We start from the raw sequence: 24,746 nt of genomic DNA, 5'->3' as shown, positions 1-24,746 counted from the left end.
CTCTAGGTCTTAGAGAATGTTTCCCAAACTCGAGCTCATTCCCCATCCACGCTTTCCCGATCAGTATCAGATCTGCAAACGCACCGGGGTTTGTTTTTATAAACCCGCCCAAGCACGGGAATACAAAGATTCTTACTTCCTGGACGAATACAAAAACCAGTATCAGAAGACCTACTACGAAGACGAAACTTCCCTTCGAGAACTCGCGAGAAAACGTCTTGGGATGCTCGGCCGCTTTCAAAACCCGAAAAATTCTTCACTTTTTGAATTGGGCTCCGCGGCCGGATTCTTTTTAGATGAGGCGAAGAAGAAAGGATATCGGGTCTCCGGTCTTGAAATCTCCCCCGCAGAAGTCGAATATTCACAAAAGACTTTGGGGCTCGACGTCCTCTGTGCTTCCTTTTTAGAGGAGAATGTTCTTAAAAGTAGTTCTTTTGACGTTGTGGCGGCTTTCTTTGTGGTGGAACATTTTCCAGATGCGGACTTCGTCTTTGAGAAGTTAACCGGTCTTGTCAAACCGGGAGGCTTTTTGTTCTTAGGACTTCCTTCGCTCAACGGTCCCACATTTCAAACCAATCCGGAAGAATGGTTTCGCACGCATCCAAAGGACCATTTTTGGGATTACAGCCCAGCCTCCTTGAAAAAAATGTTGAAAGGATACGGTTTTACAACTGAGTATAAGAAACCAATGTCCTACCACCCGTCCCGAGATAGGGGTTGGCGAGGAAGAATCCTGAGTCACAGACTTTTTGCACGTCTCTCAGACCTCACCTGTTACGGGGATACATTCCACTTAATCGCTCAGAAGCAGCACACATGAAATTCGAAGAACTTTCCATACATTCCAAATTACTTTCCGCCATTCAAGATATCGGTTATACCGAACTGACTCCAATCCAAGAGAAATCGATTCCTCATGGACTGGAAGGAAAGGACATTACGGGTCTCGCACAAACCGGAACGGGAAAAACCGTGGCCTTTTTAGTGCCTGTCATTCACACAATTCTTACCAAAGAAATTCAGGGAGTTTCCGCTCTCGTCTTAGCTCCTACAAGAGAATTGACGATGCAGATTTCCGACGAAGCCAAAAAACTTCTCAAACACGCGGAAGGTGTTCGTGCGGTTCCGATCATCGGAGGAACCGATTACAAGTCTCAGAACAAAGACTTGGAAGGTCTGAAGGGAATCATCGTCGCGACTCCGGGAAGATTGATCGACATGATCAAGTCCGGCTCCATCGATATTACAAATGTTGAATTCTTTGTTCTCGACGAAGCCGATAGAATGCTCGACATGGGATTTATCCAAGACATCCGTTGGCTTCTTCATAAATGTAAGAATCGCAAGCAGACCTTGCTCTTTTCCGCGACTCTTTCCGTGGAAGTGATGCGTCTCGCCTATCGATTCTTAAACGAACCCGTTGAGATTCAGATCAATCCGGAAAAGATCATCACCGAAAGAATCGATCAAAAGGTCGTTCACTTGGGAAGAGAAGAAAAAATTCCTTATATGACCAATTTGATTCTCAACTCGACCGACGAAGGACAGGGAATCATATTCACAAATTATAAAGCGAATATTCCAAAAATCGTACATACTCTGAGAAGATTCGGAGTTCCAGTTACCGGAATTTCCTCCGAGCTGGATCAGAAAAAAAGACTCAGGCTCCTCCGAGATTTTAAATCCGGTAAATACCGTTATATGGTCGCGACCGATGTCGCCTCTCGAGGAATCGACGTAGAGAATATCGATATCGTTTATAACTACGACCTTCCGCAAGACACGGAAAACTACGTTCATAGAATCGGAAGAACTGCGAGAGCGGGAAGAAAGGGAAAGGCGATCGGCTTTTGTTCCGAGTCCGATTACGTGGAATTGGAAAAGATCGAAAAGTATCTAAAACAAAAGATTGAAGTACTCGAAGTCAACGAAGAATACATTCAGTTTCCAAAAGGGGAATTTCAGGCTTTTGTCGGCGGAGATTCTTACGATAAAGAAAAAGAAACTCATTTCAAACAAAACGGAAGACGTCCTCACGAAAGAGAACGCGGCGGCGCTCATCAACACGGTCGCGACAAAAGAGGGGATAAACGTCCCACACACGCAGGAAACTCACATCCAAGAGATGGACAAAAGAAAAAACCTGCCGCTGCGATTCAAGAAGCCGAAGTATTTTTGCAAAAAGCCGATTCCGTTTTATCCGCAGAGCCGAAACAAAATAAACCAGGCAATAAGCAGAATAAGTTCCAAGGAAACAAAGACAAACAACGTCAACCTCAACCACAGGGACAACGGAATCAAAACCAGGGACAGAATCGAAATCCGCAGCAGCAGTCCAACAAACAATACGACAAGAGCAAACGGAACCTGTTCGATATCAACGATACAAAAAGAGAAGGTTCTCAGAAGAAAAAAGGTTCGATTTGGCAAAAAATCAAATCTATCTTTGGGGGCTGATTCTATTCTCATTCAGTTTGTGGGAATTGGAGGCGAAGGTCGCCATTCCCACGCAGTCTTCCGAACGTTATGTGCGCTTTGAAGACGTTCAAAAAGAATTTCCTTCCCTCAAATCCTATTTTAATCCCGCGACCTTTGTGGGTTCCATTCGACATCCTTCCGGAGAAATTCGATTCCGAGTAGGTTCTTCCTTTTATACGTTCAACCAGACGATAGAAAAAATCTCGGCGCCCGTTTTGTATAAGGAAAGAGATTTTCTCATTCCTCCCGAAATCATAGAAGCCCTCTTTGTTCAGTTGATGTCCGAAGACGTCCGTTACGAATATAAGGAAAACGTGTTGGAGTTGGAAATCCTTCCGAGCGCCGAAAAACTCGGGATCAAGACCATTCTTATCGACGCCGGTCACGGAGGAAAAGATCCCGGAACCGCCTCCGATTCCGGAACTCACGAGAAAGACGTTTCTCTCCAAGTGGCAAAAATTCTTAAAAAATTCTTCGAGAAGGTTTATCCGGAGATCAACGTTGTCCTCACGAGACCGGACGATACGTTTGTGGAATTGGAACGCCGTTCCGAAATCGCAAATAGAGAACTCAAAAAAACGGGAAGTTCTTTGTTTATCAGTCTTCACTGTAATTCTTCCATCAACGAGGACGTGAACGGTTTCGAGATCTATTATCTTTCTCAAACGCCTTCCACGGAATCGGCGAGAGAAACCGCTCTTCTGGAAAACAGGATTCTCAAACCCCGAGGAAGCTCGGCGGTAAAACGAGTTCAGGCGGGAATGATGTCTTCTTTGATCCAGAGAAGGAGCAGAATCTTAGCAAGGTCTTTGGAATCGGAGATGAAAAAAAAGCTCCAACCTCAAATCCTGTCCAGGGGAGTGAAAAAGGCCGATTTTTCAGTCCTGAGAGGAAGCCTTATGCCAGCGGTTCTCGTGGAAATGGGCTATCTCTCGCATGAGAAAGAATCCAAACTTTTGCAGAGCAAGGGTTTGCAAGTCAAGTTAGCGAAAAGCATCGTAGAGGGAATCCGGGGATATGAATTGGCAAAAAATTAAAGAATCTGCAATCGCGATCAGAGACGCGGCATGGGAAGCGATCAAGGCCGCGGGAGTAAAAATCAATCTCGGTTATCTCTGGCTGTTTCGTACTGCGACAGAAGACGGAGTTTCGCGAAGAACTTTGTTTCTCACCTACGCTTGGATCGGAGTCATTTTGTTTTTTACTTCCTTTATTCTCGCCGGTCACAATCCATTTATTACGCTCGTTCCTTTTTCTCTCTATGAAGTCGGAAACATGGATCCGAGAACGGAGATCACCATCTACGGTTCGGACGGAGAAAGACAGGTCTTTCCGGTTCGAAGAAAAGTTCTTTTGGAAGAGGACGAGTTCCGCCGCAAGACGATGACCCTCATCGGGGAAATCAGCGAATCCTCGTATTTTGATAAGGCATTTGCTTCCGGCAAGGGAGAACATTATAAAAACCTAAAACGTTTACCTGAAATTCAATACGCGGTCAAAGCCATTTGGAAAAACGGAAACACCTTGATTCTTGATTTTAGAAAGTCGACTCTTCAGGAAATTCTTTCCGGAATGAAGTTTAGAATCGATTATACTTACGTACAACAGCAGATGAAAGAAGAGGACAAACAGAAGGAAATCGCTCGTAAGAAGATGGCACTTTTGGATTCCACGTTTATCGCTTTGGAAAAGACCGTTTTCGAAAACTTTTCAGACATTCAAAGCGTAGAATATAGGCTCGACGGTCTTCCCGAGACTATTCCCGGAATGGAATATTCTCTCAATTTAAGCCACAAAAGGAACTGAATTCTCTCATTCCAACGCTTTAAAAGCCGATAATAGAAACAAGATGAAATCCAATTTTATGGATCGCTTGTTTCTTATCGGAAAAAACAAACTCGTTTTTCTGTTCGTCCTTTTCATTTTGGGAGGGGCTCTCTGGTCTTCCTCCGATTTACAAATTTCACCCGATATACAGAATATTACGGAATTCCGCACAGATCGACTCGCATTCCATTTTGTTCAGTTAGTCGATAAGGAAGGAAAAGCCCTCGCGGATCGTAACCCGAATCGGGATTCTTCCGAAGCGACTCTTATGATCATTTATAAGGGTCAACTTACACTTTTAAAAGACGGATACGACGATCCGAACGGCGTAAGAGAAAAAGAAAAAGACTATCTCGTAAAAATCTCCAATTACGCAAGACTTCGAGAGTTGGAATCGGATTACAACAGACTTCCCGAGTCCGAAAGAAGTATCACCGGCGTAAAAACTCCCGAAAACGCTTCCGGTTCAAACAAGCCGAATGAAACGAACTCATCCAATTCACCTAACAAGAATGAGACGAAACAGGTTTCTGCGGACCCGATGAAACGTTCCAAAGAATTGGATCTTCTCATGAAATACGACGAAGACCTTCTTAAGAATTATTCTTCCGAAAGAGCCGTCAGCGCGGAACTCGAAAGATCGGAGAAATTTTATGGAAAAGAATCTCCTAAGACGAGTTCACTTCGATTTAGAGCGGAAGAACTTCGTAAAAAAGTAAATGAGAGAAGAGACCAGCTTCTCGCCTTTCTTAAAAATCCGAGCCCCGAAACGAATCCGTATCCGGGCGATAGAAAGGATCAGTCGTTCTATATCAATACGGTCAATGGAATTCCGGATTATTATCTTCATTCTACGACTCCGAGGGAACTCGACGGCCAGATGAAAGGCGAAGAGGAAGTAGGAAAAAAATACGGAGAATTGTATAAAACGGCGAGAGATCGCCTCATCGATTCTCAAATTAGAAAATTATACTATTATCTTTGGAACCGCGAGATGACCAATACTCGCGTAAAAATCGACAAGGTCAAAAAAGGAAAGAAGGCAATCGTAGTCACGGGAGACTCCACCGTTTTTACGATGATCGATAAGGAAGGAGACGGAATTACCGAATCCTTTTTTGTGGAAAGTCCGGGAATCCGTTTTTCCTGGGGAAGAGATCTTCCGAACATCGTCTCGATTTCCAATTGCACCGATGAAACTATATTAGCAAAAATTAAAAATCTTACCGAAGACGTTCTTGCGGGAAGAATCCCGGAAAAAGTCGATAAGATCGATCTCACAGTTCCGGAAGAACAGTTGATTATAGAGTTGGGTCCGAAAATTCCTCAGTGAAATTTATGTTCTTATCGATTCTTGTTTTAAAAGATCACTTCTAAGATTGTTTAAAACAAAAATTCGAATTCTTTCTAAGTCACTGGAACATAAATTGAACCTTCGTCTTTACTTATCATAGACGTTGTCAATGATTTTATCGCAGACTCAATTGTTCCGACAAATGAATTCCATCTAAAAAAAGATTGAGTCGGACTTTAAGTCCGTTCTCTTGTAAAATGAGGTGGACTTTGTTTGTGTTAACCGCACGCTTCGATCGTTTCTTTTGTGTTCGATAGGATCGATTCCAAGAAATAAACGGATTCGGCATTCTATTTCTTGGATGAGAATGGGAAAAGAAAAGAAATAAGATCGGAGTTTTGATTTATCGAGCCTGAACTCTGTAATTCTTACTCCGATCTTTTATAAAACACATTCTATTTTTATTATGTATTTGTCGTGTCGTCAGTCGGAGGAGGGGAAGTCTTTTCTCTGAAGACGAATTTTTTCAGGACGCTGAAGCCTCCGATAGCGGCTAACGCGATCACTTTCCAGAATTTTAGAAGTAGAGCAAATAGACCGGCTTTGGCCAAAACTTTTCCGGCAATCAAACCGCCGATCCCGTAAGCGGCTACGGTATCCAATCCCGGATTAAAATCGGAATAGCGACTTCCTTCGTTGAACTCCGTAGAATTTACGATCGCGTCCAATTCTTGATTCACCTGCGGAAGTTTGTCTATGTCCGCAATCACGTTTAAAATCAAAACCCCTTTTCTGCCCAACATTCGAATATTATAATTGAGTGTATCGACTTCGCTACCTTCGAATTTTAGAGTTTTTGCCCAGTGTAATTTTTTTGTTTTTTCGTCGTAAAAAGGAGGCGATGCCCAGCCGACGAGTTCTACGGATTGATAACCTTCTTTTTTTCGCTCTTCGTTGGATTCTTTCGTATCGTCTTTCATTTCATCCAGAAGATCTTCGTAGTCCATATCCTTCGCATCGTCGTCTTTGATAAAACCTTCTTCCGAAAAGCCGATGCTGATCGCGAAGGTAAAGTTCTGACTGATTGGAGACTCATTTTTTAGGAATAACATTCCAAGGGGTTCCGGACCCGGCGGATTTCCCCAGACTTTTTCCAGAACAAGTTTACTCTGTTTTCCGTCTATGTATCGAAAGTGCGGAGGGACGGTTAACGTTGCCAGATTGTCGCCTAACACAATCTTTCCGGTTTGGTATTTTAGATTTTTAACGATTTGATTCGCTTCTTCGTTCTGTTGCGGGTACAGACCGAAAGAAAGGAGCATCAAAAACGCTACGACGATTCTATATTTCATACAGATCTCCTGTGGGTTTGGTTTAGTCGGAATTCTTTCTTATATAATTTAATCGAAAGTCTACTCTAACTGTTTGAGTTTATCAAGAGTGCTCTGCAAATATTTGTATTTTTGTATATTGTCGCCGAATACTTTTTCGAGCACGAGTAGTCGTTCGTATAAATCCGCGTGTTGTTTTTGTAAGTCATACTTAGATTGATCCACTATCTTATCATGGAGGGTATCGATGTTTCGAATCGCCTGAGGAGCAAATTGAAGAAAGGAATAGATCGGAACCACTTGTTGGTATTGATTCCAGGGATCCGATTTGTTGTCTAAGGGAGTCGAGAGAAGTTGATCCAAAGTTTTTTCTATCAGTTTTATCTTCTCTTCGTAGGAAAGTTTAAAACCCGCCACGTTGTAGAGATAGGCAGCGAGAGACATGTCGTGACCGAGCGCCGCGTATGAGAAGTAGTTCAAGTTGTCCTTTTCGAAACTCGTAGAAAGAAGGATTTCAAATGGAGTAAGTTTATATTTTGGATTCTTCTTTAAGTATTTTAGAATGAATTGAGACTCTCGATTGTAAGAATCCAGTTCATACAGATATTTTTCGAGCGCGCTCGTAGAACTCAAATCTACAAAACGTTCGGGATCGTCGAAGTAACTTTTAGAATGCTGACATTCGTGGACAAAGGCGGAGAGAACGATAGAGGGGTGACTCTGATAAAGTTCTAAAAGATAAGGACTGAGATAGATACTCGGATCCGGATCTTCTTTGGAACGGATAGAAAAAGCCGCCGAACCGAAAATATCCCGATCCATATCTTCTCGAATCCCGACTCTCAAGACGCCGCTTCTAAGCTTTGTAATCGATTCCTTTACGAGAAGATGTACGTCGTCTTTTTCGTTGATCTGTTTTTTAAGCACTAAGTCGTCTAGATCGTCTATGATGGAGTGAACCACGCTTACGAGCTTTAATTGTTCTTTGGATAGAGTTTCCGCAAAACGAGGAGAGGCGCAGAATACAAGGAGAAGGATTAGAAACCGAGAAGAGATCTTGTTTTTTGAAAGATTTCCAAAGATGGTGTTCCGATCCATGAGGTTGTACGTTTTTGCAAAATGACTTCCGTAGTTAGTGGAGCCGATTCGAAATAGACTTCCGATTTTTTCTTTTTTAAGAAGTCTTTTTAGAAAGATCATTCCAAACAAGGATTGAACCAAACGATAAAAGATAAAGATTCTCATTTCAGATCCTATGCTTGGAATTTAAAAAGAATTTTCGATACGAGCGTTTCTAAAAAATCGGAAAAAATAAAACAGTCAAGAAATTCTTTCCGCCTACGAACGAAAGGCCTTCCGAAATAGAACGTTTTATTTTTGTCGATTTTGGCTGGTTCGATTTTTCAATATCGTTTCTTGTTATACTCCGATGTCTTTCGATTTCAGCCGTTTTTCTCGAAAATTATGAGGATTCTTCGAGAGGGATTCTTACAATTTTAGTTTGTCCGCGTGAAAGTGAAACTCATCGAAAACAAAGGGTTTCTATTTTTATGGTTCTTCTATTTCAACATTTTCTAATGTATCAAAAAATCCAGTTTGAAGGAGCGGAGCAAAATCGACCATATCTTCCGCGTTTAGTTTTAAGCCGTTTTCCATCGAGTAGGCTTGGAGAAGGGAAGCGCAGGCCAGATGACTTTCTCCGAGTTGAGCGTGAGCTCTCGCCTTGATGATCAAAATGTCGGAATCCGATTCTCCGAAGTATTGGATGTAGAGATCGATAAACTTCAACGCATTCTTATGATCGGCGACTTTTAGATAACACTGGGCGATCATGTCGTAGTGAAGAAAATTCTCGTCGTTGTCCATTCTCATGGAAGTTTTGAGAGAAACAAGAGCCGAGTTATAATCGCCTCTTTGATAATAGAGATGTCCGAGTTCAGCCCATATGTCTTTGCGGAGAATTCCTCTTCCTCTGGAAAGTTTTTCCTGTGCAAGAGCTTGTTTTAAGACGGCGATCGCTTCGTTGGATCGGTCCGTATCTTTGAGAAGAGAGGCGAGAGTAAGATAAAGTTCCAACTGATCCGGATAAAGATCGATTCCCTTTGTCAAAATTTTCTTCGCTTGTTTGAAGTTACTCACTTTGATGAGATAATTCGAATAGTAGAGATAACTTCCCGGTTCATCGGGATATTGAGTGATGATTTCGTGAAAGAGATTTAGGGTTTCTCTTGTATTTCCAATATGATACTGGCACCAAGCTTGTCGATTTCGGATCTTGAGAATGGTTTTTGGACTTTTGGTAAAAGAGAGGGCTTCTTTGTAGAGGTTGAAAGCCTTGGTGAATTCTCTTTGATTCTCCCTCTGAATCGCAGATCTGATCAGTGTAGGGAAACTCACAGTTTGGACAGGGTAAAAATTTTCAAAAAATAATCAAGTTTTCTATTTATCAACCGAGAATAGAATTGGGGGAAAAAGAGAGAAAAACCCCAAATTCTCATAAAGAGGGAATTTATGAATATCAACGGAAACACCAACCAGAGTTTACTTTTGGAGAGGGTAGCCAATCTACCCAGAGAAATTTTTCAGGCACAGAGCGATTTGAATCGAAAGATGCTCAACCTCGCGGTAGAGGCCGGAGTCCAGAATTCAAAAGAAGAAGGACAGAGACGAATCCTGGACCTTTACGCTTAATCAGTTTTGATTGTAGAGGGGACGCTTGCGCTCCTTGAAAGATTGCAACGCTCCTCTAAAATCTGCGGAATCCAAGAAACTCGAATTCCAAAGAGCCACATAGTTCAAACCCGCTTCCAAAGTTTTTCCTTCCGAATAACGCATTACGTCTTTTACACCGGAAACCACGAGCTTCGGATTCTCCGCGATTTCTTTCGCAGTTGCTAAAGCGACATTCATCATCTCTTCTTCCGTTTGGAAGACTTTTGTAACGAGGCCGATTCTTTCCGCTTCCGGTCCGTCGATGTCTTTTCCGGTAAGGGCCAATTCTCGAGTATGTCCTTGTCCGATGATCGCAGGGAGACGATTGATCGAACCCATGTCCGCGACGATCGCGACCTTGGCTTCTCGGAGAGAAATCGACGCATCCACGGTCGCATAACGAATATCACACGCAGAGATTAGATCCAAACCTCCGCCGATACAATGTCTTTGAACCGCAGCGATTGAAGGTTTGGAAGAATTATAAACCGCGTTGATTCCTTTTTGCATTCTTAAGATGAGATCAAAAAATTTTCTCCGGTCGTCTCCGAGCGGGGCTTGGATCGAGCTTCCGAATTGTTGGAAGAATGAATCCAGATCCAATCCCGTGGAAAATGACTTTCCTCGCGCAGCGATGATGAAGGCGTGAACATGAGGATTGGAATCGATTTCTTCGATTGCCTCGGGGAGATCTCTCCAGAAAGGCCAGTTCATTGCGTTCCTTTTTTCGGGACGGTTTAAATAGAGAATTGCGGTTTTGTCTTCTGGTCTTTCAACGATTTCAAAAAATTCGAATTTGGTTTTCATCTCGGCCAGTCTGGGAGGGAAAAAAATTCTTACAAGTCATTCCTGGATCCAAGAAATACTGGACATTTTTCTTAATATGAGAATGATTCTCAATATCGAAGGGAGCATTGGGAATGATCATAAGCTGGGATAAAATTCGACATCAGCATCCTAAGGAAGAATGGAGAGAACTTCTGGGGAAGGTGGATTCTTCTGTGGAAGAGGGAAATCGCGGGAGTTCCCGCATTTTTTTGGAAAGGACTTTGCTGAGAAGGGAGGTTTTTCCGGGAGAACGGGAAGAAAGAGGGAGTTCCTACTTTTACAGATATTACAGGCCGCTGTTGGATTGATCTAGGGAGAGTCAGTTTGCTACACGAAAGAAAGGGGATCTCCCATTTTCTTCACTTCAAGGTAGGACTTTGGAAAAACGAAGAGGGTAATCTAAGATCGGCAGAGGTGGCAGAAAGAAGGAGTTCCTACTTTCAAGTAGAAGCGGGAAAGCGGAGCTTAACACAAGCGCCTTCCTGATTGAGAAGATCTACCTTTCCACCGATTTGTTTCGCGAGGGATTCGACCAAGGAAAGGCCCAGCGAACTTGGGTTTCGGTTTCTTAAGGATTCTTCCGGAAGACCGTTTCCATTGTCGGAAACTTCCAGAGTGAGCATATCATTCTCTCTCGTAAATTGAATTCGAATCGCGCCTGCTTTGGAATCCGCGAGTCCGTGTTTCAGAGAATTTGTAATGAGTTCGTTGATAATCAAAGCGAGGTTCATTCCGATTTCGGCTTTTACCTTAGATTCTTGAATATTCAATTCGAGACGGATTTGCTCTCGGTTCACTTGATAGATTTCAAAAAGAGCGTCGGTAAGTTTTTTTACGTAGAGTTCGAAGCTGATCGAAGAAAGGTCTTTGCTCTCGTAGAGAATCTCATGGAGAAGAGCTACCGCTCTCAGACGATTCTGGCTTTCCCGAAGAACCTCGTTGGATTCTCCATTGGCCTGACCCGATCTCAGACTAAAGATGGAAGATATGATGGTAAGATTGTTTTTGATTCTATGATGAATTTCTTTGAGATAAGTGTCTTTTTCCCCGGCCGTGCTGTTCTGCTCTTTGGTTCTCAGAATGTTAAAAGTTCCGGTCAGCTTTTCCTCGGTTCCTAAAATCGGAGAACTCTGAAGAAGAACTTCCTGAAGAGTTCCGTCTTTGGAGATTAAGATGAGGTTTCCATTTTCTCTCGGGAGGCGGGAAAGAATCACTTCTCCCACTAAATTCTCCGTTATTTCCCCGTTTCCGTTTTTAAAATGTAAAATTTCCTGAACTGGCTTTCCGAGGTGCTCGTCGTATTTACAACCGGTGAGCTTTTCCGCCGCGGGATTCATAAAAAGAAGAAGTCCGTTTTCGTCAGTTGTTACGATTCCAGCTCCGAGCTGATCTAATGCGCCTTTGAGTTTTTCTTCGGTTTGCTTTGATCTCTGTTCAATTTCATTTTTATAAAGCGCGACTTCGATAGAAGATCGAAGTTGATCCGACTCAAAGGGTTTTACGATATAACCGAGGGGTTGGGTCTTTTTAGCCCGATCCAAAGTGTTTTCGTCGGCGTAGGCGGTGAGATAGATAACCGGGGTATGAAAACGATTTCTTAGGACTTCTGCGGTTTCGATTCCGTCGAGATTGCCTTCTATGTTTATGTCCATTAAAACGAGGTCAGGGTGATTTTCTTCGGCCTTTTGGATGGCTTCTTCGCCGGAGGAAGTAATTCCAACGAGCTCGTAGCCCAATTTTTTTAGCTTTTGGCCTAGGTTGACAGCAACGATGATCTCGTCCTCAACGACCAAAATTTTGGGTTTCTGAAGCATATTCATTAGTTACTAAGAATAACCCCGAATTCAACAAGATAATTTGTCAAAATACGGAAAAAGTTATGGTAAAATTGTGTTTTCGCATTTGAGGAGTTCCTCATACCTTTCCCACTCTTTCTGGGGCGGTTTTCGGGAAAACAAAAAAAGGACCGGCAAAAATTACGCTCCGTTTTAACTTTAGACGCTTTTTGGGAATAGAATCCTGACCAAATCCTTTGCTTTTATGCAAAGGTCCGAAAAAGTTTTGAAGTTCATTCGGATGTAATTTTCGTAAAAAGACTTCAAAACGGGCGAGCGGACCCGAGTCATCTTTTGAAAATTCAAATCCAAAACGATACGGCGGTTTTTTGCCTATGATTCCCGAAATTTATGCAATTGTTAAATTACTAAAATATAACAGAGAACAGAAATCCGTTTGATCGTTCCGTTCGCAAGAACGTAGGAGACCGTGTATCGTTCAAAATGATATGCGGTCTCCAATTCGGAATCAAAAGATCTTTTGTTTCGAATCGATCTTGTTAAAGAATATTCGTTTTTTCTAATTTCGTAGAACGAAGTTTTCGTTTCCGGAAGACTTCCGAATAAAGAGTCTTTTTTCCGCCTTCACCCCTAAGAGGATCTGATAGATGTCCGTAAGAATCGGTTTGGAAGAATAGTAACCGTGTCCCATTGAGATTAGGGAAGAATCGACCGGGTTTACGTTGATTACGTCGATTCCGGGGACAAGATTGCAAGATCCTAATCGTCCTCCTTGGTTTACGGTAGCCGATGCTTGAAGTGCGCTGTCGCCAGGAGAGCAGTAGAGTGTGATTCTTTTTGCGGCTTTTGGGAGCTGATCCGCAATGAGTCTAAATTCTCCGGAATCAAAATCCGGCGCGTTGAGAATTAATTCTTTTAAAATCGGTTCTTTCGCTTCTTTTCCGATTTCGGCTAACGCAGGTAAAACCACCTGGTGTCCCATCGAGTGTACGAGCAGATGCACTTTTTTACCGAGGGCTTGCATAGACTTTAGAAAATTCTTAAATTCTTCTCTTGAGCTTCTTGCTGATAAAAGATTTTTTTCATACGTCCCTTTGACGAGAACTTGATTGAGAATTCCTCCCTCGCTCCCGGCCGGCCAGGTAAAGATCACTACTTTTCCGGGGAACTTGAGGTCGTATCGAATTTGTCCTCCTCTGAGAATCGCTTCTTCAAAACGTACGTTGAATCCGTGGACAAAGACGAGCACTTCGTCGAAGGGATCTTTTTTCAGATCTTCTAAAAAGGTTTCTTGTTTTTCAAACGCCTTGTGACCAAGAAATTGAAATAGGGTTTCTCTACTTCCGAGTCCGCTCGGAAGAGCTCCGACTTCGTGATTTGCAGGAACGTTTACGATACAATATCCAGTCTTGAGTTCTCTTCCGCCGTTCGTGAGAAAATAAGAATCGTTGCATCCGATCTGTGCGTTCGGATTTTGAGTTCTTAGAGTTGCGTAGTATAAGTTTAATGTTTCGGTCTGATCGTAGGATTTGATCAACCTCTGATCGATAAGCTCTTCAATTGTCGGTGTTTTACAATTTTCGAAAGTGAGAATTAGAAATACAAATAACGTGAATATGGTTTTCATTTTGGAAACCATCCGATTTTTCTTTTTCATTGAAAATCAAATTCTTTGTTTTCTTTGGAAGAATTTAGTTTTTTCTAAGGAAAGATTTTTTCGCGGGCTTACGTTCGGCCGCGCACCGTTTGTTGAGAAAGTTCAAACGGATTTCAAGAATGGCCCGATTTTTTTTAGTAATTTCCACTTCTGAGAAGATATCTGTTTTCAGGTGGAAGTTCGATTCTCCTTTGTTCTAAGTCAAAGCGAAATCATTCTCCGGGGCAAGAGATGTATTTCTCGAGACGTCGGAATTACGACAGGGATTCTTCTAAAGAAACCGCTTGCAAACGGACTTTAGGTCCGGAGCTGCTATTCTATGGAGAATTCTTTTTTTAAGAATCGAAGAGGGAAGGATTTATTGTTTGTTAAAAAGACAAAAGTAGGATCTACCACTTTTTAGAGTAGTTCCATGGGGCCCGTCAGTGAGTCGGGCCGCCTTTTCTAAATGTGAGGCCTTTTAGATATTTGGAAGGATTGACCGGTTGTCCGTTTTTGATCACTTCGAAGTGAAGGTGAGGACCGAAAGAATAACCGGTCGAACCGGATCTCGCGATTTTTTTCCCGGCCAAAACGTAGTCTCCTCTCTGAACGAAGAGTTTTGAATTGTGAGCGTAGAGAGTTTTGAAATCGTCCGTGTGTTCGATCACGACTACGTTCCCATAACCGCCCATCCATCCCGCGTAGATTACCTTTCCGTTTCTTGCGGCTGCGATCGGTTCATAAAAAGCTTTTAGGTCGAGGCCTTCGTGAAACTTTCTTCTTGGGAAAGTTCTAAATCCGAAATTAGAAGTAACGATTCTGGAAGCGACCGGGATGACCCATTTCGGCGTCGGATCCGGAATGACTGCTCCGGGTAAGAATACTTTTTGACCCGGTCTCAGAATGTCGAGATCGTCCAATTTGTTTTCCAGCATGATCTCGTCTAAGTTTACTTTATAAAGACTTGCAACCTTAGCCATTGTCTCGCCGGTCTTCATCTTATAGAGTAGACCTTGTTTATTAGGAATGCTTAATATTTGTCCCGGATATAACGTGTCGTCGATTCTTATGTTTGAGGAACCCGCAATGGATTCCATAGAAACCTTAAAACGAGTCGCTATTTCGGCTAACGTTTCATTTCTTTTTACTCGATAGGTTGTGACCTTGAGTTGTTTCTTTTTTTCGGAAGGGTTTTTTAGTTCCTTAGCCATAAGAATCGTGAGTTTTGCCTTTTCGGATTCTTCTAAGAATTTTTCGTCTCCGGATTTTGCTTTCAAATCCTCGGAATCATTCTCCGTAATTTCATGACCGGAAGAATCCATCATCGCGCTACTTGGGTTCATTCCAAAACCTAAGAAGGCGATAAAGAGTGCGATGGAGGCAAAGATAGGAATGAGTCTGAATTTCTTTCTTCTAAAATCCAAATTCCCGTGATAGAGATTTCCTCTAAAATAGAATGAATAGTGAAAGTGAAAAGCGCCCAGATAGATGAGGGTGAAATTGTCTGTCCGAAGGAGTTCTTTCCCTGCGGTCAGTTGTCTGGGCTTTTTAAAGATCATACAGGAAGATTATCGGCCGGGATCCGGCCTTTCCTATAGTAAAGAAAAAGGACTTATTCGTCCTTTCCGTTGTCCAGGGTGCGAGTTCCACCGAAAGATTCTTCCACGATTTTCTTTACGTCTTTCTTTTGTCCGCCGGTGATCGTAATGTTTCCCTTTGCCACCACACCTTTTGCCAGATGAAGAGCAGGAGCGGTGATATCACCTAAAAGTCTTCCTGTTTCTTCCAGACGAACTTCATTCTCTGCTTTGATATTTCCGATCATAGTTCCCGAAACGGTTACTTCCCGTGCGGAGATGTTAGTTCTTACTTTACCGGTTTCTCCGATGTAGAGAGTGTCATCGGTTTTGATCTCTCCTTCGAATTTTCCGTCAATACGGAGAGAACCTGCAATATAAAATTTCCCTTCAAAAATGGACCCGGGACCGATTACGCTGTTATTATTTTCCTTGCCGATGGCCATCTAAAACTCCTGATAACGATATTTCTATTTGTGTAACCAATCCCAAAACGACAAGTATTTTTGTTCGGAATTACCGAATCATATCATCGTCGCCCTGGAAAATATTGGTTTTCTGCTTCTTTTTGACTTTTGTCTGACTGGAAGGCGGCGTCGGATCCGGTTCCGGAGTATAACCCGCGCCTCTGTGATCGTCGCAGACCTCTTTTGGAACCGTATCTTTCGTAAAGTATTCTTCTTCTGTTTGATTGCAATGAGAACCTGGGAGTTTTCCCGAGATCGAACAAATTTGTCTTCGGACTACTCCCGTTTCGCCAAAGTGAAAACCCTTGGATTTTTCCTTGGAAAGCGCGTTGGACATAAACCTTCCCCAGATCGGAGCCGCGACGACCCCGCCGGACATTCCTTTGCCCATCGAAAGAGTTCCCGTATCGTAGCCGATCCAAACTACACTCACGAGTTCGCCTGTGTAACCCGCGAACCACGCGTCTCGAAAGTTATTCGTCGTTCCGGTTTTTCCCGCAGCCGGACGAGAAAGTCCGTAAGAAGAAGCTCCGGTTCCCGTTCCCTTTTTGATCACGTCTTCCATCATCGATGTAAGAATAAAACAGACTTCCGGAGAAAGAATTTGTTTTCTTTCTATCTTACTCGCTTCTTCTCTAAAGTCCCGAATGATCGTTCCCGATCCGTCTTCCACGTAAAGAACACTCAACGGAAATACTTGTTTTCCTCCGGAAGCAAGGACCGCGTAAGCCTTTGCCAACTCGTAAGGAGAAACCTCGAACGTTCCCAAAGAGATCGAATAGTTTCTTGGTATGGATCTGTTTTCTATCTGAAGAATTTTTTCTAAGAACGGCATCAGGTTGCTGATACCCGTATGTTCCAAGACACGAACCGCGACACTGTTCCTGGAAAGTTCCAGAGCTTCTCGGAGTTTTATGAATCCTGAATATTCTCCCGTATAATTGGAAGGATTCCATTCATCACCGTCTTCTAATACGTATTGAAGCGGAGAATCGGAAAAGAGGGAAGCAGCCGTCACATTCTTCTTTGGATCCGGATGTTGGTTGTAGTATTCCATCGCGGCCGCGTAGACGAGAGGTTTGAACGCGGAGCCCGGTTGTCTGTAGGCTTGGAACGCGCGGATCTGTTGGTTGTCCGATCGAAATCCGGAACCTCCGACCATCGCTGTGATATAACCCGTGTCGGGTCGCATCGAGATCATAGCTCCTTCGACTGGAAGAAGAAAGTCTTCGGTTTGTTGACTTCTATAACTCCACTCGATCGCTTCTCCTAAGGTTTCGGTTCCGCTCAAAAGATTGAGAGTACTGAGTTCGTCTCTTAGATCTTCTTGCCAAGCTCGGTTGAAGGTTCGGATCGATCTCGAAATTTTAAACTTAAATTCGGGAACGTCATGGAGCATCGCGAGTACGTCGTAGATTTCTCCATAGGCGTCGTCAAACGCGTCGATCTTTGTAAACGTTCTCTGATTGGATTGAGCCGTTTGATTTTTAAGACCCGCATACAAGGCCTTTTCGGCTTGGGTCTGGTGTTGAATGTTTAAGGTAGAATAGATCTTGAGACCGCCGCTGTAGAGCGTCGTTTTCGGAATGTATCGAGTTAGATTCTTACGAACGTATTCCGTAAAATAAGGGAAACGATTGAGGCGATCTCCAAAGGCGGAGTCGTTCGGAGATCGGTTTAGAGTTATATAATATTCAGAAAATGCGTCGTATTCTTTCTCGGCGGTTTTTACGTCCAAGATTCCGTTCTCGACAAACTTCTTAAACACGACCCTAACTTTTGCGCTGGAAGAATTCGGATTTACCAAAGGTGAAAATTCGGTAGGTCTTGTGGTCAAGCTCGCAAGAAGAGCGGATTCTCCCCAACTCAGATCTTTGACGTCCTTTCGAAAGTAGAATCGCGCCGCAGCTCCGACCCCGATCGTTCCGTGTCCTAATGGAATTTCGTTGAGATAGATTTCCATCAGAGTGTCTTTGTCGAATACGGCTTCGAGAAGAAGCGCGAGCCAGGCTTCTCTTGCTTTCCGCAAAAAAGAACGTTCCGTATTTAAGAATCGCAGACGCGCGACCTGTTGTGTGATCGTGGAAGCTCCTTCCTTGATTCTTCCCGCGAGAACGTTTACCATAAAGGCGCGAAAGATTCCTCTTAGATCGAGTCCCCAGTGAGAATAAAAATTGTTATCTTCCGTGGAAACAAAACTCCGAATGAGCTTGTTCGGTTTTCCGTCTTCTTCGGGTGGAAGTTCTTTGATGTTTAAGACAACTCGTGAAAAACGATAGAACTCGGCGATCGGTTCGTATTCGTTCTTGTCGTTGAGTCCGTAGAGAACTGAAGGTTTTTCGTATTGATTGGATTCGGGAACTCTCCAGAGGTCCTTGATCGAAAAGACAAATAAAAATCCGTTGAGAAACAAAAGACCCGCGCAGAGTTTTGCGAGTTGTTTTACCGGATCGGGTGAGTTTAGAACTTTTTGAAGAATTCTATCTCGGAAGTGGATTACAAAAAAACGAGAAAGATAACTGACTGGTTCGTGTTTCATATTCGATTAAACTTCTTCTATCGGTGAAAATTCTTTCATGCTGTCGATTCCTTGAAATCGGAGTCCCGTATCCAAATTGTATCCCTGGTATTCTTTGAGAAAAGCCGCGCGGGACATTTTATTTTCGAGATAATGCCAAGCGTGAGTCAAGGCGTCTTTTCCATTCTGCGCGGAACGATTGATGAGTTCGACGAAAGAATCCTCTCTTACGATCGTAGGATCCGCGGGATAGTTCCACTTCTTGTGCTCTTCGTTCATGATTCTTTTATCGATATGTTCTTTGAGAGGAAGCATAAGAACGGAAGATCTTACTTTGTGAAACGTGATTTTGTCGAGGAGTTTGAGAGCGCCTCGCATCCACTTGCTTCTGGAATCCAGAACTCTGTGAAATTCCAGATAACCCAGAAAGGATTCGTTTAACAAATCCCCCGGAATAATTTTATCTTCGGATCCAATATAATATTTTTTGAATGCTTCCGGGAAGGTCGCCTTAAAGCCCCGAAGCCAAAAATGCCAGAGCATCGGATCCATTTTCCAGTTTTTTTTGTCGGACTTAAAGATCGCGTCGACGTGGTGGACAAAATCGTATTCTTTCGGAGTCATTCCCCATCTATAGTCGAGGAGCCAGGAATCCAGAGCGTTCTCCACTCTCATGTGATGATACTGAGCGAGGCTGCTGATCTTCTTATCCTTGTTATAAAAATCTCCGGAGATATAAAAGATATAGGGATGTGTGACGATATCGACGGCGCAGTGACAGATATAACCCAAAGTAAATGCGATGTAACGATCTCTGTGAATTCCTTCTTCGGTTTGAAGAATCAGATCCAAAAAACTAAGAACCAATTCCGCGACGGAGCTATGATGACTCATGTCCCCCCAGACCGTCGCCTTCTTTGTTTTAGCTGGAGAAAGAATATGATAAAAATAAAATATATCAGGGGCGATGGCGCCGATGTTTGCAAACTTACGATTGGATTCGGCCCGCATGAGCGTCGCGATTTTTCTTTGATCCGGAGTGCCGTGGTCAAGATGTTTGCAAACCTGAGAGAGAACTTCGAGATGAGTGATTTTGCCAGCCATGGATGAAAATGCCTTTAAAAAAACAGGACTCCAACGGAGCCTGTTCTAAAACCATTTAGAAATGCCCGTTTCACTATGCAATCAATAGAAAAATTAAAATTTTTGACTGAATCCCAAGTGCGTACTGTCGCACAACAATTTGGAACCCCCGTTTTTGTCTATTCCCGAGAGAGAATCGAAAAAAGTTGCGACACGGCTCTTGCGTTTCCAAACGCATTCGGACTGACCGTACGATATGCGATGAAGGCGAATCCGAATCGAACCATTCTCGAGATCATGAAACGAAAAGGAATTCAGATCGACGCGAGTTCGGAATTCGAAGTGCAAAGAGCACTTCTTTACGGATTCAAACCGCAAGAGATCATGTTGACTTCGCAGGAACTCGCAAAGGGCCTCAAAGAATTGGTCGAGAAGGGAGTTGTCTTCAACGCTTGTTCGTTAAGACAACTCGAAGCTTTTGGAAAGTTATTTCCAGGAAAAGAAGTCAGCGTTCGATTTAATCCGGGACTCGGTTCCGGACAAACAAAGAAGACGGACGTGGGTGGAAAAACTTCCTCCTTCGGAGTCTGGCACGAAGACTTGAACAAAGTGAAAGAAATTGCCAAAAAATATGATCTCAAAATTTTCAAAGTGCACACTCATATCGGATCCGGAAGCGATCCCGCGGTTTGGAAAATCGTAGCGCAGGTTTCTTTGGATCTCGCCGCACAATTTCCGGAATGTAGAATTCTCAACCTCGGCGGAGGTTTTAAAGTTGGAAGAATGGAAGACGAAAAGACCACCGACTTCCAGACGATCGGAAAACCGGTCATCGAACTTTTTCAAGAATTTGAAAAGAAGAATGGGACGAAACTTCATATGGAGATCGAGCCCGGTTCCTTTATGATGGTGAACAACGGAGCGATCGTAACGACGGTTGACGACGTAGTTTCCACGGGAGAGAACGGATACAAGTTCGTCAAAGTGGACGCGGGGATGGACGTGAACACAAGACCTTCTTTGTATGCCGCAAGACATCCGTTAGTCGTCGTTTCCAAAGAAGGAACTCATTCCGGAAGAACGGAAGCCTACGTGTTTGTGGGACACTGTTGCGAGAGCGGGGATCTTTTTACGCAAGCGGAAGGCGGCGGCCCGATCACAAGAACCACAGGCGAGGCTATATTAGGGGATTATATTGTAATGGAAGGGGCAGGGGCCTATTGTTCCTCCATGTCTACTAAGAATTATAATTCGTTTCCGGAGACGGCTGAAGTTTTGTTGGGACTTGACGGATCGTTTCAACTCATCCGAAAACGCCAGAACTTAGAACAGATCTTTCAAAATGAAGTCTCTGTTTCTCTCTGAAAAAATCTACGTATTGATCTTAGCCGGAGGAACCGGCACGAGAATGGGTTCCGAGATTCCAAAACAATTTTTGGAGTTTCAGAACGAACCCGTTTTACTTCATTCTCTCAAACGATTTCAGGATTGGGGAAAACAAAAAAAGATCGTCTTAGTTTCGCATAAGGAATCGATTCCAAAAACGGAAGAGATCTGCGGTCCTTTTTTAAGAAACGAGGATCTCATCGTGGAAGGCGGAGAGACAAGACATTCTTCCATGCTGCAAGGTCTTTCCGTCTTGGAGATTCAGAGCGACGACATCATTTTGGTACACGACGCCGCGAGACCTTTTGTTTTGGCTGAAGAATTGGACCGGCTCTGCGAGAGCATTCGCGAGAATGGAATTGCAACTCTCGCCTCGAAAACTTCCGAAACCGTATTAGAAGAATCGAATGGACTTACCGCGTCTCTTCTGGATCGAGAACATATCTGGTTTATGAAAACTCCGCAAGGAATTCGAGGATCGGTCTTAAAGGAACTTTTGACTTCTTCCTTGGACTTTGTTCCCACCGATCTTTGTTCTTGGGCCTTAGGCCGCGGCCGAAAATCTTCCATCGTAGAATCACATCCTTTCAATCTCAAGATCACCCGCAAAGAGGATTTGGAACTCGCCGAACTCTATTCTTCCTTATTTCAAAAACTTCTTACTTAGTTTGAAAACTTTTTTCTGCGTTCGAAGAATCTTTTTTATAGAGGCTGTTTCGTTCGAATCCAATTGTTTTAGAAGTTCGTTCGTCGTTAAAGGTTTGGATTTGTTCGAAACGTCGGTTGTTTGCCTGCGAAGGTTTTGTGTTTCTTCTGCGCGATTTTCTTTTTCTAAAAAATTCTTTTGAGTGGAATTTTCCGTCTTTGATAAATTCTCAAAGACGGAAACGACTCTACGAAACCAGCGCATACGATTTATTTTTTTGGAATTGGAAGCTCATAGACAGCTTCCGCGCCTTGCAGCTTTGCGCGAGACGCTTGCAATATCAACTTTCCCGAAGTCGGAATTTTGGAAGAAGGACAAAAGAAATGATCGGGATGAGCCTGACATTCCAATTTTTGTTCTTTGTTTCTTTCTACGAGTTTTGCCTGAAGGGAACTGTCTTTTGTGATCGGATTCTTAAAACTTACATCCAAGAGATAGATCTTAAAACCTTCTTTTAAAACGACGAGCTCCGTATGAAAAGATCCGGGCATCCGAATTGCACCGCCGTTCGGGCCCGGACGACCGTCCCCGTGGGCTAGTAGACTTCCGAAAGTAAGAGTCAAAATAAGAATCGTTACTATGAATTTGAGATAACTTGTTTTACGATTTGTGGTCATGGTTGTTTTTCCTTATGCGATCTTTTTTGTTGCGAGAACGGGATAACCGCTTTCTTCGATGAGGCGGATCAATTCCTGTTCGGAACGTTTGCTCACAACTTGAACCGTTTGCGTGGAAATCTGTACTGCCACGGATCCATAAGGATCTACCGTATGAATCGCTTTTAAGATGACGGAAGCGCAACTACCGCAGGTCATTCCTTCCACTTGAAATTCTAACATTTGAGTTCTCCTTAGATTCTTTTTTGAATCTCTAAAGACCAGGCTAAACCTTCCCATCGTGGGAAGGTCAAGAGGCGGATTCATTTTTTTTATCGATTGGCACTTTTTTTTTGAGTTGTCCCTTGACCTTCCTACGATGGGAGACTTTAGAATTTCTTTCCAAACAAGGCGAGGAGATACGATGAGTTTTAAAATTCATTTCCCAGACTTAAATCGCAGCATTGAAACGAAAGAAAAAGAGACCGTTCTGGATTCTTCTTTAAACGCGGGGATCGACCTTTCTTATTCTTGCAGATTCGGTCGATGTGGGGTTTGCAAAATTCTTTTGCTTAGCGGTAATGTGGAACATCTTTCCCACGGAAAATTTTCTCTAACCGAAGAAGAGAAAGAGGAAGGTTTTATTTTGGCTTGCCGATCCATTCCTTTGAGCGATCTTATTCTTCCTTGGATAAAAGAAAAGGTCTAAGAAATAAATCATAAGAAGTCAGCTATGAATATCGGGGAAGTTTCCATACAATCCGGAGTTACGGCCAAACAAATTCGACACTATGAAACAATCGGTCTGATTCCGAAAGCAAGAAGAGGAGAATCCGGTTATAGAATGTATTCTTCCGATGACGTTCACATCCTCCAGTTTGTAAAGAGGGCTCGAAGTATGGGTTTTGCTCTTAAAGAGATCAAGAAGTTAGTCGGTCTTTGGAGAAATCAGAGTAGAGCAAGTTCGGATGTTAAGGTTTTGGCTCTTTCTCATTTAAAAACTCTGGAAACAAAGATTACCGAGATGCAGGAAATGGCGGATACTCTGAAGGATTTAGCGGCGCATTGTCACGGAGATCATAGGCCTCATTGCCCGATTCTAAAATCGCTTTCGAATGAGAAGATCTGAGCCCTTGGAAGTTCTAAAATTTCTTTTCCACTCCGGTTCCGATCTCCATTCCAAAGAATGAGTTCGGAAGAATTGTTTCTTTCAGCTTGACTCCGATCGAAACTCACAAAAATTGGAAATCTCACCGCGAGTATGGTGGAATTGGTAGACACGCCAGATTTAGGTTCTGGTGCAGTAATGTGTGGGGGTTCGAGTCCCTCTACTCGCAAGCACTTCTTTTTTAAATCCAAAACAACCGAATCAATAAAATCCCGGACTCGAACGCGAGTTCAGGATAGCATTTGAAGCGACCCATAGGGAGCGTAACAAATGCGTCCGAAGCACAGGATGTGCTTGAGGCCTGAATGAGACGCCTCGGAGTGGAGTTTGCCTGGATGGCAAACTACGTAGAGGGCGAGTCCCTCTACTCGCAAGCACTTCTTTTTTAAATCTAAAACAACTGAATCCATGAAATCCCGGACTCGAACGCGAGTTCAGGATAGCATTTGAAGCGACCCTAGGGAGCGTAACAAATGCGTCCGAAGCACAGGATGTGCTGAGGCCTGAATGAGACGCCTCGGAGTGGAGTTTGCCTCGGATGGCAAACTACGTAGAGGGCGAGTCCCTCTTGCAAGCAAACCTTTGCGGGAACTCTCACAATGAGAGCCCTTCCTAGGGAAGAACAAGATTCTTCTTTGAATTCTTAAAAAGTAGGAACTCCTTCTTTTTCGAACAGATTCCGCTTCTTGAGAAAGATCGCATCCAATATATAAGACAATATTCTGCTATATAAAACATAGCTCTTGATTCTCCCCAAATTGTTTACTAACCCAAGGAGAAGGAGAAATTGAAAATGGCAAAAGAACTGTTTTACAGTGATGCGAAGTGGTCTGGGGAAGGAGTGAAGATTCTTTTAGAATCCCGACCGAGGCTTTCGTTGGACCGTGGACGAGCCCGAAAGTCATTGGGGAAAAGACGAAGCAGCCAATCCGGTGGAGTATGTTTTTGGACGGGCTTTCAAGAGATTCGTTATTCGATCGAAGTGGAAAGCGATTCTCCTCGTGAGAATCAAGATCGTTTTCTCGAACACATTCAAAAGATTTGCCCCGTGAAAGATACGCTCCGAGGAGTTGCCGTTCTTTCTCTGGAAGGAGCGAGCGCCCTCTGAACAAAGTCGCAAAAATAAGTCTCAAATGGTTTTGTTTGAAAGAATCATTCCTTCTCGAATTTTCAAAACAAACCCTTTGGGACTTTTCCATTTTAGAATTCCTTTCCGTTTCTTTGAGTTTGATTTTATTTTGAAAAGTAGGAACTCCCTCGAATCCGCTTTACTTTTACGGCTTCTCTCTAAATTCTGATTCTACTTTATTGAAAAGACGAAAGAGGACTTGAAGTCTTCT

22 protein-coding genes, 1 tRNA gene and 2 pseudogenes are annotated in these 24,746 nt (G+C 43.2%); 13 read left to right on the top strand and 12 right to left on the bottom strand.

Translation table 11 applies throughout. The features are described from left to right. The first annotated feature begins 16 nt into the window (after window positions 1–16). From A0128_RS15440 to A0128_RS15420, 5 genes and pseudogenes are all read left to right on the top strand, one after another. Window positions 17–820, top strand: coding sequence for a class I SAM-dependent methyltransferase (locus A0128_RS15440; RefSeq protein ID WP_069608330.1), 804 nt, complete (start codon window positions 17–19; stop codon window positions 818–820). After that, a complete protein-coding gene (locus A0128_RS15435) occupies window positions 817–2,457 on the top strand; it encodes a DEAD/DEAH box helicase (RefSeq protein WP_069608329.1) in 1,641 nt (546 codons plus the stop codon). Before A0128_RS15440 ends, A0128_RS15435 begins: the two co-directional genes overlap by 4 nt. After that, entirely contained in the window at window positions 2,424–3,515 is a 1,092-nt protein-coding gene (locus A0128_RS15430; protein ID WP_069608328.1) for an N-acetylmuramoyl-L-alanine amidase family protein, read from the top strand. The genes A0128_RS15435 and A0128_RS15430 overlap by 34 nt, the downstream gene beginning before the upstream one ends. Further along, entirely contained in the window at window positions 3,496–4,284 is a 789-nt protein-coding gene (locus A0128_RS15425) for an LIC_10740 family protein (RefSeq protein ID WP_069608327.1), read from the top strand. Before A0128_RS15430 ends, A0128_RS15425 begins: the two co-directional genes overlap by 20 nt. A gap of 109 nt (window positions 4,285–4,393) precedes the next feature. Further along, window positions 4,394–5,638: pseudogene (locus A0128_RS15420) on the top strand (hypothetical protein); the annotation flags it as partial. Window positions 5,639–6,063: 425 nt separating this feature from the next. Here the strand turns inward: A0128_RS15420 and A0128_RS15415 are convergent. From A0128_RS15415 to A0128_RS15405, 3 genes are all read right to left on the bottom strand, one after another. Continuing rightward, a complete protein-coding gene (locus tag A0128_RS15415; RefSeq protein ID WP_069608325.1) occupies window positions 6,064–6,951 on the bottom strand; it encodes a DUF2167 domain-containing protein in 888 nt (295 codons plus the stop codon). Between the two features lie 60 nt (window positions 6,952–7,011). Then, a complete protein-coding gene (locus tag A0128_RS15410) occupies window positions 7,012–8,175 on the bottom strand; it encodes a hypothetical protein (protein ID WP_069608324.1) in 1,164 nt (387 codons plus the stop codon). A gap of 303 nt (window positions 8,176–8,478) precedes the next feature. Beyond that, window positions 8,479–9,327: a tetratricopeptide repeat protein gene (locus A0128_RS15405; protein ID WP_069608323.1), complete on the bottom strand. Its 849-nt coding sequence runs from the start codon at window positions 9,325–9,327 to the stop codon at window positions 8,479–8,481. Window positions 9,328–9,441: 114 nt separating this feature from the next. Between A0128_RS15405 and A0128_RS15400 the strand changes: the two genes are divergently transcribed. Next, complete coding sequence (locus tag A0128_RS15400) at window positions 9,442–9,621, top strand: hypothetical protein (RefSeq protein ID WP_069608322.1); 180 nt, start codon at window positions 9,442–9,444, stop codon at window positions 9,619–9,621. Here the strand turns inward: A0128_RS15400 and A0128_RS15395 are convergent, their stop codons facing one another. Next, window positions 9,622–10,449 carry a crotonase/enoyl-CoA hydratase family protein gene (locus A0128_RS15395; protein WP_069608321.1) on the bottom strand — a complete coding sequence of 276 codons (828 nt, stop codon included), beginning with the start codon at window positions 10,447–10,449 and terminating at the stop codon, window positions 9,622–9,624. It lies immediately after the preceding gene. Between the two features lie 113 nt (window positions 10,450–10,562). Between A0128_RS15395 and A0128_RS22565 the strand changes: the two are divergent. Beyond that, window positions 10,563–10,688 (top strand): annotated as a pseudogene (locus tag A0128_RS22565) (LIC12628 family protein); the annotation flags it as partial. 222 nt (window positions 10,689–10,910) lie between these two features. Here A0128_RS22565 and A0128_RS15385 read toward each other — a convergent pair. The 6 genes from A0128_RS15385 to A0128_RS15355 form a co-directional block, all read right to left on the bottom strand. Then, on the bottom strand, window positions 10,911–12,290 hold the full coding sequence (locus A0128_RS15385) for a histidine kinase dimerization/phosphoacceptor domain -containing protein (RefSeq protein WP_069608320.1): 1,380 nt from the start codon (window positions 12,288–12,290) through the stop codon (window positions 10,911–10,913). 535 nt (window positions 12,291–12,825) lie between these two features. Continuing rightward, window positions 12,826–13,893 carry an alpha/beta hydrolase gene (locus tag A0128_RS15380; RefSeq protein ID WP_069608319.1) on the bottom strand — a complete coding sequence of 356 codons (1,068 nt, stop codon included), beginning with the start codon at window positions 13,891–13,893 and terminating at the stop codon, window positions 12,826–12,828. Between the two features lie 452 nt (window positions 13,894–14,345). Next, window positions 14,346–15,464, bottom strand: a complete 1,119-nt coding sequence (locus tag A0128_RS15370; protein ID WP_069608317.1) for a M23 family metallopeptidase — start codon at window positions 15,462–15,464, stop codon at window positions 14,346–14,348. A 53-nt stretch (window positions 15,465–15,517) separates the two neighbouring features. Continuing rightward, complete coding sequence (locus tag A0128_RS15365) at window positions 15,518–15,928, bottom strand: bactofilin family protein (RefSeq protein ID WP_069608316.1); 411 nt, start codon at window positions 15,926–15,928, stop codon at window positions 15,518–15,520. A 70-nt stretch (window positions 15,929–15,998) separates the two neighbouring features. Continuing rightward, window positions 15,999–18,488 (bottom strand): penicillin-binding protein 1A, encoded by a 2,490-nt coding sequence (locus A0128_RS15360; RefSeq protein ID WP_069608315.1) that lies wholly within the window; start codon window positions 18,486–18,488, stop codon window positions 15,999–16,001. Between the two features lie 6 nt (window positions 18,489–18,494). Next, complete coding sequence (locus tag A0128_RS15355) at window positions 18,495–19,571, bottom strand: zinc dependent phospholipase C family protein (RefSeq protein WP_069608314.1); 1,077 nt, start codon at window positions 19,569–19,571, stop codon at window positions 18,495–18,497. Window positions 19,572–19,646: 75 nt separating this feature from the next. On the opposite strand from A0128_RS15355, the gene A0128_RS15350 reads away from it, so the two are divergent. Both A0128_RS15350 and A0128_RS15345 read left to right on the top strand, forming a co-directional pair. After that, entirely contained in the window at window positions 19,647–20,915 is a 1,269-nt protein-coding gene (locus A0128_RS15350) for a diaminopimelate decarboxylase (protein WP_069608313.1), read from the top strand. Continuing rightward, window positions 20,893–21,603 carry an IspD/TarI family cytidylyltransferase gene (locus A0128_RS15345; RefSeq protein WP_069608312.1) on the top strand — a complete coding sequence of 237 codons (711 nt, stop codon included), beginning with the start codon at window positions 20,893–20,895 and terminating at the stop codon, window positions 21,601–21,603. The genes A0128_RS15350 and A0128_RS15345 overlap by 23 nt, the downstream gene beginning before the upstream one ends. Before the next feature lie 248 nt (window positions 21,604–21,851). Here the strand turns inward: A0128_RS15345 and A0128_RS15335 are convergent, their stop codons facing one another. Both A0128_RS15335 and A0128_RS15330 read right to left on the bottom strand, forming a co-directional pair. Then, entirely contained in the window at window positions 21,852–22,259 is a 408-nt protein-coding gene (locus tag A0128_RS15335) for a hypothetical protein (RefSeq protein ID WP_069608310.1), read from the bottom strand. Between the two features lie 12 nt (window positions 22,260–22,271). Then, window positions 22,272–22,481, bottom strand: a complete 210-nt coding sequence (locus tag A0128_RS15330) for a heavy-metal-associated domain-containing protein (protein WP_069608309.1) — start codon at window positions 22,479–22,481, stop codon at window positions 22,272–22,274. A gap of 181 nt (window positions 22,482–22,662) precedes the next feature. Between A0128_RS15330 and A0128_RS15325 the strand changes: the two genes are divergently transcribed. The 4 genes from A0128_RS15325 (at window position 22,663) to A0128_RS15310 (ending at window position 24,514) form a co-directional block, all read left to right on the top strand. Next, complete coding sequence (locus A0128_RS15325) at window positions 22,663–22,947, top strand: 2Fe-2S iron-sulfur cluster-binding protein (RefSeq protein ID WP_069608308.1); 285 nt, start codon at window positions 22,663–22,665, stop codon at window positions 22,945–22,947. Between the two features lie 24 nt (window positions 22,948–22,971). Continuing rightward, window positions 22,972–23,367: a Cu(I)-responsive transcriptional regulator gene (gene cueR, locus A0128_RS15320; RefSeq protein ID WP_069608307.1), complete on the top strand. Its 396-nt coding sequence runs from the start codon at window positions 22,972–22,974 to the stop codon at window positions 23,365–23,367. Between the two features lie 126 nt (window positions 23,368–23,493). After that, window positions 23,494–23,575, top strand: a tRNA-Leu gene (locus A0128_RS15315). Window positions 23,576–24,199: 624 nt separating this feature from the next. Beyond that, window positions 24,200–24,514 (top strand): OsmC family protein, encoded by a 315-nt coding sequence (locus tag A0128_RS15310; protein ID WP_069608306.1) that lies wholly within the window; start codon window positions 24,200–24,202, stop codon window positions 24,512–24,514. Window positions 24,515–24,746: the final 232 nt, after the last annotated feature.

The sequence above is a fragment of the Leptospira tipperaryensis genome (assembly GCF_001729245.1).
Lineage (GTDB): Bacteria > Spirochaetota > Leptospiria > Leptospirales > Leptospiraceae > Leptospira > Leptospira tipperaryensis.
Note: the sequence above shows the minus strand (reverse complement) of the source record. Positions and strands in the feature narration are given on the sequence as shown.

Coding starts and splice junctions, on each gene's coding strand:
- A0128_RS15440 (WP_069608330.1), top strand. CDS start 17: ATGTTTCCCAAACTCGAGCTCATTCCCCATCCACGCTTTCCCGATCAG.
- A0128_RS15435 (WP_069608329.1), top strand. CDS start 817: ATGAAATTCGAAGAACTTTCCATACATTCCAAATTACTTTCCGCCATT.
- A0128_RS15425 (WP_069608327.1), top strand. CDS start 3,496: ATGAATTGGCAAAAAATTAAAGAATCTGCAATCGCGATCAGAGACGCG.
- A0128_RS15415 (WP_069608325.1), bottom strand. CDS start 6,951: ATGAAATATAGAATCGTCGTAGCGTTTTTGATGCTCCTTTCTTTCGGT.
- A0128_RS15410 (WP_069608324.1), bottom strand. CDS start 8,175: ATGAGAATCTTTATCTTTTATCGTTTGGTTCAATCCTTGTTTGGAATG.
- A0128_RS15400 (WP_069608322.1), top strand. CDS start 9,442: ATGAATATCAACGGAAACACCAACCAGAGTTTACTTTTGGAGAGGGTA.
- A0128_RS15395 (WP_069608321.1), bottom strand. CDS start 10,449: ATGAAAACCAAATTCGAATTTTTTGAAATCGTTGAAAGACCAGAAGAC.
- A0128_RS15385 (WP_069608320.1), bottom strand. CDS start 12,290: ATGAATATGCTTCAGAAACCCAAAATTTTGGTCGTTGAGGACGAGATC.
- A0128_RS15380 (WP_069608319.1), bottom strand. CDS start 13,893: ATGAAAACCATATTCACGTTATTTGTATTTCTAATTCTCACTTTCGAA.
- A0128_RS15370 (WP_069608317.1), bottom strand. CDS start 15,464: ATGATCTTTAAAAAGCCCAGACAACTGACCGCAGGGAAAGAACTCCTT.
- A0128_RS15365 (WP_069608316.1), bottom strand. CDS start 15,928: ATGGCCATCGGCAAGGAAAATAATAACAGCGTAATCGGTCCCGGGTCC.
- A0128_RS15360 (WP_069608315.1), bottom strand. CDS start 18,488: ATGAAACACGAACCAGTCAGTTATCTTTCTCGTTTTTTTGTAATCCAC.
- A0128_RS15355 (WP_069608314.1), bottom strand. CDS start 19,571: ATGGCTGGCAAAATCACTCATCTCGAAGTTCTCTCTCAGGTTTGCAAA.
- A0128_RS15350 (WP_069608313.1), top strand. CDS start 19,647: ATGCAATCAATAGAAAAATTAAAATTTTTGACTGAATCCCAAGTGCGT.
- A0128_RS15345 (WP_069608312.1), top strand. CDS start 20,893: ATGAAGTCTCTGTTTCTCTCTGAAAAAATCTACGTATTGATCTTAGCC.
- A0128_RS15335 (WP_069608310.1), bottom strand. CDS start 22,259: ATGACCACAAATCGTAAAACAAGTTATCTCAAATTCATAGTAACGATT.
- A0128_RS15330 (WP_069608309.1), bottom strand. CDS start 22,481: ATGTTAGAATTTCAAGTGGAAGGAATGACCTGCGGTAGTTGCGCTTCC.
- A0128_RS15325 (WP_069608308.1), top strand. CDS start 22,663: ATGAGTTTTAAAATTCATTTCCCAGACTTAAATCGCAGCATTGAAACG.
- cueR (WP_069608307.1), top strand. CDS start 22,972: ATGAATATCGGGGAAGTTTCCATACAATCCGGAGTTACGGCCAAACAA.
- A0128_RS15310 (WP_069608306.1), top strand. CDS start 24,200: ATGGCAAAAGAACTGTTTTACAGTGATGCGAAGTGGTCTGGGGAAGGA.